Origin of the sequence: Synechococcus sp. H55.9 (assembly GCF_047462355.1) — a bacterium.
Taxonomy (GTDB): Bacteria; Cyanobacteriota; Cyanobacteriia; order Thermostichales; family Thermostichaceae; genus Thermostichus.
The window spans coordinates 3548-4681 of record NZ_JANSJB010000119.1; the positions used below are offsets into that span (position 1 = coordinate 3548).

Annotated in this window: 1 protein-coding gene and 2 pseudogenes; 1 reads left to right on the forward strand and 2 read right to left on the reverse strand. The window is 61.7% G+C overall.

The window, feature by feature from the left end:
* A pseudogene (locus tag NW857_RS11930) lies at positions 1-303 on the reverse strand (bifunctional metallophosphatase/5'-nucleotidase); the annotation flags it as partial.
* 107 nt (positions 304-410) lie between these two features.
* The gene (locus tag NW857_RS11935) at positions 411-764 is read right to left on the reverse strand and encodes an MGMT family protein (RefSeq protein ID WP_414335821.1); all 354 of its coding nucleotides are present in this window, start codon (positions 762-764) and stop codon (positions 411-413) included.
* A gap of 62 nt (positions 765-826) precedes the next feature.
* Between NW857_RS11935 and NW857_RS11940 the strand changes: the two are divergent.
* A pseudogene (locus NW857_RS11940) lies at positions 827-1134 on the forward strand (hypothetical protein); the annotation flags it as partial.

The window sequence follows — 1134 nt, forward strand, 5'->3', positions numbered from 1 at the left end:
CACCGCCGAGAAGCGGGGGGCATCCTGAACGGCGGCAATGGAAGCTTCCAAGTCGCTGGCGTGCAAAATCTGCAGCGTAAAGGCGGGCGGTTGACTGGAGAGGGTGACATTGGGATCCGAGGCGATAAACCCCGCTCCTCCGCCGGCTGGAGGAACTGAGCTACTGCTGGTACCGCAGGCGCTGGCCAGGCCCAGCACCAAACAGCACAGCCCAACCCACAGGGACTTGGCCAGAGGGTTCAGCCAAGCCGGAAACCCTCCCTCGGCAGGGGCTAACCCTCGAGCGCGACAAGCTGATTTCATGACAGTTCCTTCACTCCATCCACGAGACAAGACGCATCCGCGTTCACGTTACCAGGGCTGGGCGGGAGGTTTCGCTATGGCTTGTTTAAGATTGGGTCAAGCTCAGGTTAAGCTTGCCGCGGATCCCAGCCAAACTGGTGCAAGTCCACCCGGCCCTCGGCGTCGAAGGGGATCCCTTCGGCTTGGAGTAAGACTTTTTGCAGGTCGTCGTAGCCGAGGCGAAAAGGGGAGTAGGAGATGCGCCCTTGGGCGTTGATCACCCGCTGCCAGGGGATGTCGGTTTTTTGGCCTTGCAGGCGAAACAGGGCATAGCCCACCTGGCGAGCATACCCCGGATAGCCGGCAAGCCGCGCCACCTGCCCATAGGTGGCCACTCGCCCCGGCGGGATCCGCCGCACAACTTCATAGAAGCGCTGGTAGAGGCTGATGGATTGGGCCTCGGTGGGGCAAGCCGGTGTCATAGGGATCCCTACCCAAACTCAGGAGACAATGGAGTTGGCTGATAACAAGCGCAGCTCTTCCTATGAGTTATCTCATTGCGGTACTGCCGGATCGCATGGCTGCCGAGGCGGCCTATAGCGCTCTGGAACAAGCCGGCTTCCCTCTGGAGCGATTGCACCTGCTGGGGCGAGGCTACAAAACGGCGGATGAATTTGGGCTCATCGATCCGGCCCAAGCAGCCCACCGCCAGATGCAGCGCCTGGCCATTTGGCTGGTGCCCTTTGGCTTTTTGGCGGGAGTGGGGTTCAGCGTCCTCAGCGGCCTGGATACCTTTGCCTGGGCGGGATCCCTGGGCAACCACCTAATCGGCGGCCTGTTGGGTGCCCTGGG